6 protein-coding genes are annotated in these 5689 nt (G+C 47.2%); 1 reads left to right on the forward strand and 5 read right to left on the reverse strand.

Annotated features, from left to right (window positions below):
• The 5 genes from AC4E7D_RS10935 to AC4E7D_RS10955 form a co-directional block, all read right to left on the reverse strand.
• On the reverse strand, nucleotides 1-1287 hold a 1287-nt coding region (locus tag AC4E7D_RS10935; protein ID WP_490173833.1), incomplete at its 3' end, for a TonB-dependent receptor plug domain-containing protein.
• A 1-nt stretch (nucleotide 1288) separates the two neighbouring features.
• Nucleotides 1289-2008, reverse strand: coding sequence for a DNA repair protein RecO (recO, locus tag AC4E7D_RS10940; protein WP_490173834.1), 720 nt, complete (start codon nucleotides 2006-2008; stop codon nucleotides 1289-1291).
• 94 nt (nucleotides 2009-2102) lie between these two features.
• Nucleotides 2103-3446: an NADP-specific glutamate dehydrogenase gene (gdhA, locus tag AC4E7D_RS10945; protein WP_490173835.1), complete on the reverse strand. Its 1344-nt coding sequence runs from the start codon at nucleotides 3444-3446 to the stop codon at nucleotides 2103-2105.
• Between the two features lie 102 nt (nucleotides 3447-3548).
• Nucleotides 3549-4703, reverse strand: a complete 1155-nt coding sequence (locus AC4E7D_RS10950; RefSeq protein ID WP_490173836.1) for a cystathionine gamma-synthase — start codon at nucleotides 4701-4703, stop codon at nucleotides 3549-3551.
• 70 nt (nucleotides 4704-4773) lie between these two features.
• The gene (locus tag AC4E7D_RS10955) at nucleotides 4774-5238 is read right to left on the reverse strand and encodes a DinB family protein (RefSeq protein ID WP_490173837.1); all 465 of its coding nucleotides are present in this window, start codon (nucleotides 5236-5238) and stop codon (nucleotides 4774-4776) included.
• An 85-nt stretch (nucleotides 5239-5323) separates the two neighbouring features.
• On the opposite strand from AC4E7D_RS10955, the gene AC4E7D_RS10960 reads away from it, so the two are divergent.
• On the forward strand, nucleotides 5324-5677 hold the full coding sequence (locus AC4E7D_RS10960; RefSeq protein ID WP_490173838.1) for an arsenate reductase family protein: 354 nt from the start codon (nucleotides 5324-5326) through the stop codon (nucleotides 5675-5677).
• The last annotated feature ends 12 nt before the right edge of the window (nucleotides 5678-5689 follow it).

Raw genomic sequence — 5689 nt, forward strand, 5'->3', positions numbered from 1 at the left:
AAAGGCGTCAACCTGTTCCCGCGTAGTATATCGCAATGGGTCACCAAAGCTGCGCTCATTCCTGCTTTCCTCAAAAAACTGATACGCTGTGGTAAACCTGACCCCGTCGTAAAACTTTCCCCGGCCTTTTTTGTATACCTGAAAGTTGGTCATCAACCATTTCTGAGGCCCGTAGAACCATTCTGCCGAGCGCAAGCCCGTACCTGTGCTATCCGGACGAATGAGGCGGTCGTATCTCGAAAAATCCGAAGTTTCGGAGTAGTACAGGCCCAATTCATACTCCCAATTGTTATTGGGTTTATGGGATATTTTTTGCATAAAGTTCCACTGGTCATACCCAGTGGGTACCTGACGAAGAGGATCGGGGTTATTCCGGATCAGATCAGTACCATTTTCTGTGATCACATAACGGTTCCTGAGGTATTCTTCCGGACCGTGTTTTCCCATCTTGAGGTCATCAAAACTGTTGTAGGTAATACTGCTGAGGAAAGCCCATGTCTTTCTCCCAAAATTGAAATCAATATGAGCGGTGTTTTCTTTATTCGCAGTGGCAAAACGATAGGCTGCACTGCCGCTAAAGGTATCGTCTGAATCCTCTGCATATACCGGCTTCTTAGTATAGAAGTTCATTACCCCCCCGATGGCATCGCTCCCATAGATAACGGATCCCGGGCCAAAGATCACTTCGGTATTCTGAATGGTAAAGGGGTCAATGGAAATCACATTCTGGATATTGCCCCCACGAAAAATAGCATTGTTCATCCGCACCCCATCAACGGACAGCAATAACCGATTCGTGGCAAACCCACGTATCATAGGACTGCCCCCTCCTAATTGGCTCTTTTGAACATACACCTTTCCACTGGACTGAAGCAGGTCTGCTGAAGTCTGGGGGTTATTAAAAGCAATACTTCGGGCATTTATCCCTACAATCTTCTGTGGAACATCTTTCTTCTGTTGCTCCCATTTTGAAATAGACATTACCACTTCTTCGAGCTGTTGGGGATTTAAAGCGAGATAGACCCTGTTCTGTCCCCGAAGGATTTGTTTTTTGGTTGTCCTAAGGGAGAGGTACCCCAGATGGCGGAAAGTAATCCGCTCGTTGTTCCCGAAAACTTCCAGATCACACCTGCCATTAAGCCCTGTAATCACCATTTTAGAACGGTCTTCATTGGTCACTACAACATTGCTAATCCCCTCCTCTGAGTCCATTTCCAGGACAAAAATTTCCTGGGAAACAGCAAGGGATACACAGAAGAAAAACAATAGGAAGGTAATCCCGCGCATGTTAACTGAAGACTTCGTTTAAGACGGCAAGTGACTTAGGCTTTCTAAATCCGTGCAAATGTAATTCAAAATAATCCACGATGATCTGCAGCATACGCCGCCTTTGATCCTTACTGAATTTAATCCTGTGTACTACATCAAAATTTGTGCCCAAAAGGGTCCTGAAATGAAGCAGATCATCTCCTGAAATCACGCGCTTCCCTGTTGGATCCGAAGTAAACTGTCCTTCCGTGAGATCAAAATATGGAGCTTCTTTGTCACTTGTTTCGGGATAGCACCCCAGGAAACGGGTCAGTGCAAGGAGAAAATACAAATGAAAATTGGCAATGTGTTCGTGGGTATCCAGCCATTGCAGGGAGGTCTCCAAATAGGCAAAAAGTCCGGGGTCTGGTTGCTCTTCCTGAATGCAGTTAACCAGCATTTCTGAAAGGAATAGGGTTATGGCATTCTTAGTGATATCCGAGTGAAGGCTGGTATATGGGTAATTGACTTTCACTTCCCTAAGGCTTTCAAGTGTGCCTTTATTCTTATGCACAGCCACGACTTCCAGCTGGGTAAGGGGCTGGAAGTAGGCCGTCTTGAATTTGCCCTTTCTGGAAGAAAATACCCCTTTGAGCAAATACGATTTCAGGCCGTCAGATGCGGTGTAGATTTTGACGATCAGGCTGGTCTCCCCGTATTTGAGCGAAGCGAGAACAATAGCTTTGGTGCGTACCTGCATGAAGGGGGCTTTCCTGCAAATATAGGAAGTGCTCAGGTATGAGAATAAAGAAACCCGGCCGAAGCCGGGTTTTGAATCTATACGCTTAAGAAGCTTAAATCACCCCTTGGGCCAACATGGCGTCTGCCACTTTAACAAACCCGGCGATATTAGCCCCTCTTACATAATTGCAATATCCATCCTCTTCCATTCCAAATTCGAGGCAGGAATTGTGGATGTCCTCCATGATCCCCTTGAGCCTCTGGTCTACCTCTTCCCGCGTCCAGCTGATACGAAGGGAATTTTGTGACATCTCTAAACCTGAAGTAGCTACCCCTCCCGCATTGGAGGCTTTTCCTGGTGCGTAGAGGATCCTTGCCTCCTGGAAAGCATGGACAGCTTCCGGGGTAGAAGGCATATTCGCACCTTCTGCCACACAAATACAGCCATTCTTTATCAGGGTCTTGGCATCTTCCCCATCGAGTTCATTCTGGGTGGCACTGGGTAGTGCAATATCACATTTCACGCCCCAGGGACGTTCTCCTTTGTGATAGGTGGCTCCTGAATATTTTTTCACGTACTCACTGATCCTCCCCCGCTTATTGTTCTTGAGGTCCATTACATAGGCCAGTTTTTCTTCGTCTATACCGTCCGCGTCATAGATATATCCGCCAGAATCCGATAGGGTAAGCACTTTACCTCCCATTTGCAGGACTTTCTCTGCAGCATATTGAGCAACATTTCCAGAGCCAGAAATAACCACATCCTTGCCTTCTACACCATCATCTTTTGTGTTCAGCATACTTTCCGCGAAATAGACCGTTCCGTATCCCGTAGCTTCAGGTCGTATTTTTGAACCTCCCCAGGACAGGCCTTTCCCGGTAAGTACCCCGGTAAATTCATTTCGTATCTTCTTGTACATTCCGAAGAGGTAGCCGATTTCGCGGGCTCCCACTCCGATATCTCCTGCTGGCACGTCTGTATTGGGGCCTACGTGACGGCAAAGTTCAGACATAAAGGCATGACAAAACCGCATGACCTCATCGTCTGATTTTCCCTTAGGGTCAAAATCGGAACCTCCTTTACCCCCGCCCATGGGCAGGGTGGTAAGTCCGTTCTTAAATACTTGCTCGAAAGCCAGGAATTTGAGAATACTGGCGTTAACAGAAGGATGGAATCGCAAGCCTCCCTTGTAAGGTCCGATTGCTGAGTTCATCTGAATGCGATATCCACGGTTCACATGGATCTCCCCTTTATCATCTACCCAGGCAACCCGAAACGAAATCAGGCGTTCGGGTTCTACCATCCGGAGCAGGATGTTTTTGCCATAATAGATGTCGTGTTGGGTAATGTAGGGAAGGACTGTTTCCGCTACTTCCTGAACGGCTTGCAGGAATTCGGGTTCGTGGCTATTTCTTGCGCGAACCTCGTCCATGAAATTTTTGATAATTTCTTCCATGAGCGTATTAAAAGTTTAGGTTTTTAACGAATTAAAAATTTCAGGGCAAAATTATGTTATTTCTATAATTTTACCCACCTTTTTTTAAAAATTCATTAAACTTTATTGAAGTGCCTTTTCAAGGTCGGCGATCAGGTCGCGGACATCCTCAATGCCAACGCTCAGCCTGATAAGAGCGTCAACTACTCCGCTTTTTTCGCGCTCTTCTTTGGGAATGCTTGCGTGGGTCATACTGGCCGGATGCCCGGCAAGGCTTTCCACTCCTCCCAGGGATTCTGCCAGCGTAAACACCTGCAGTTTTTCTGCTATTCTTACGGCTTCTTCAAAAGTCCCGCTTTTGGGAACAAAAGAAATCATTCCCCCAAAATCAGACATCTGTTCTTTGGCGATTTCATGGTTGGGATGGTCCTCGAAACCTGGCCAGTAGACCTTTGCAATCTTAGGGTGCCCCTTAAGGTAGTTAGCAATCTCACGGCCATTCTCACAGTGGCGTTGCATCCTCACATGCAGGGTCTTGATCCCCCTTAAGACCAGGAAGCTATCCATAGGACCACAGACTGCACCACTCGCATTTTGTATAAAGTAGAGTTGGTCTGCCAGGGCCTTATCGTTCACTACCAGCGCGCCAACAACCACATCGCTGTGCCCCCCCAGGTATTTAGTTGCCGAATGCATCACTATGTCCGCTCCTAATTCCAAAGGACGCTGCAGATACGGAGTCGCAAAAGTATTGTCCACTGCCAGCAAGATCTCGTGCCTTCTTGCCAGCCTGGCTACACCCTGGATGTCGACTACATTCATCATCGGATTGGTAGGTGTCTCCACCCATATGAGTCGGGTGCGCTCATTCACCAATGCCTCCACTGCATCCAGGTCCTGCAATCCGGTGAAGTGAAATCGGATACCATATTTTTCGAATACCTGCCTGAACAAGCGGTAACTCCCCCCGTAAAGATCATTGGTGGAGATGACCTCATCCCCGGGTTTTAAAAGTTTTACTACCGCATCTATGGCGGAAAGGCCACTTGCAAATGCCAGCCCGTACCGGCCATTTTCAATACTGGCCAGGGAGCGCTCAAGGGCCGTCCTGGTGGGATTGGCGCTTCGGGAATATTCATACCCTTTATGCCCCCCCGGGGTAGACTGTGCATAGGTAGAGGTCTGATAGATAGGTGGCATTACGGCCCCGTAGGCCTTATCAGGTTCCTGCCCGCCGTGAATGGTTTTGCTGTTGAATTTCAGTTCGTACTTGCTCATGTGACTTGCTTAAAGGCGTCAAAGGTAGGGCTATCTTTTTGGAGTTTCAATGCCCGGGTGGCTTATCGTACTACCCATTAATGGCTTTTTGAAGGGCAAGTATGGCCCCAAGGTGTAACCCTTCGTGATAGACGTCAAAAGCAATAGCCTCTTCCACGGATCCCAGGGTTACCCCTGCACTTGTTGCATAGGCGTTGTAAGTTTCAAATACCCCATTTTCATAATCCGTTTTTGTCTGCTCGATCGTGGAGAACAAGTAGTCTTCCAGTTGGGAAATTTCCTCCTCAGGAACGGGATCAATCAGGGGTGCTGTCCCTTTGGAATAGCGCTTAGCCCAGTCCTGGCGAACCAGGAGCGGGAGGTTGCTCAGCCCGTAGGTAATAAGTTGTTGCGTAACCACCACATGGGCGATATTCCAGTACAGGTTGTTTCGGAACCCCTTAGGGATGGTAAACAAATCCTCACGCCTGGTCTTCCGCAGGATGGTATACAACATTTTCCGATTTTGAATTAGGATGGTGAAAAGGTAGTCCATATCAGAAGCTTTGGTTAAATATAGAATAATTGGGGGTAATTAGGTTTCTTTGTGGTATCACATAAATGCTCAACAGACCTGACTTATGAAAAAGATCTACTATTTGGGTAGTTGCACTACCTGTTCACGGATTCTCAATGAACTTGAACCTCTTGAAGGGGTGGAATTACAAGACATCAAGTCGGCGCCTATACCTGAGCGGGAATTGCAAATGCTCCGTGATCTGGCTGGTAGTTATGAAGCCTTATTCAGCAAGAGGGCCCGGTTGTACAAAGAACGCAACCTCAGGGAACAGCATTTGGAAGAAATTGATTTTAAAAAGCTGATCCTGGAGCACTACACCTTTTTAAAACGCCCTGTTATGCTTTTCGACGGTGAAATTTTTATCGGAAACAGCAAGAAGACGGTGCAGGCAGCCAAAGAAAAACTACACCCTTGAACAAGAGATCCC

It is taken from the genome of Lentiprolixibacter sp. (assembly GCF_982873095.1).

Bases quoted from the DNA above. Each gene is read 5' to 3' on its own strand.
- recO (WP_490173834.1), bottom strand. From the start codon at position 2,008: ATGCAGGTACGCACCAAAGCTATTGTTCTCGCTTCGCTCAAATACGGG.
- gdhA (WP_490173835.1), bottom strand. From the start codon at position 3,446: ATGGAAGAAATTATCAAAAATTTCATGGACGAGGTTCGCGCAAGAAAT.
- AC4E7D_RS10950 (WP_490173836.1), bottom strand. From the start codon at position 4,703: ATGAGCAAGTACGAACTGAAATTCAACAGCAAAACCATTCACGGCGGG.
- AC4E7D_RS10955 (WP_490173837.1), bottom strand. From the start codon at position 5,238: ATGGACTACCTTTTCACCATCCTAATTCAAAATCGGAAAATGTTGTAT.
- AC4E7D_RS10960 (WP_490173838.1), top strand. From the start codon at position 5,324: ATGAAAAAGATCTACTATTTGGGTAGTTGCACTACCTGTTCACGGATT.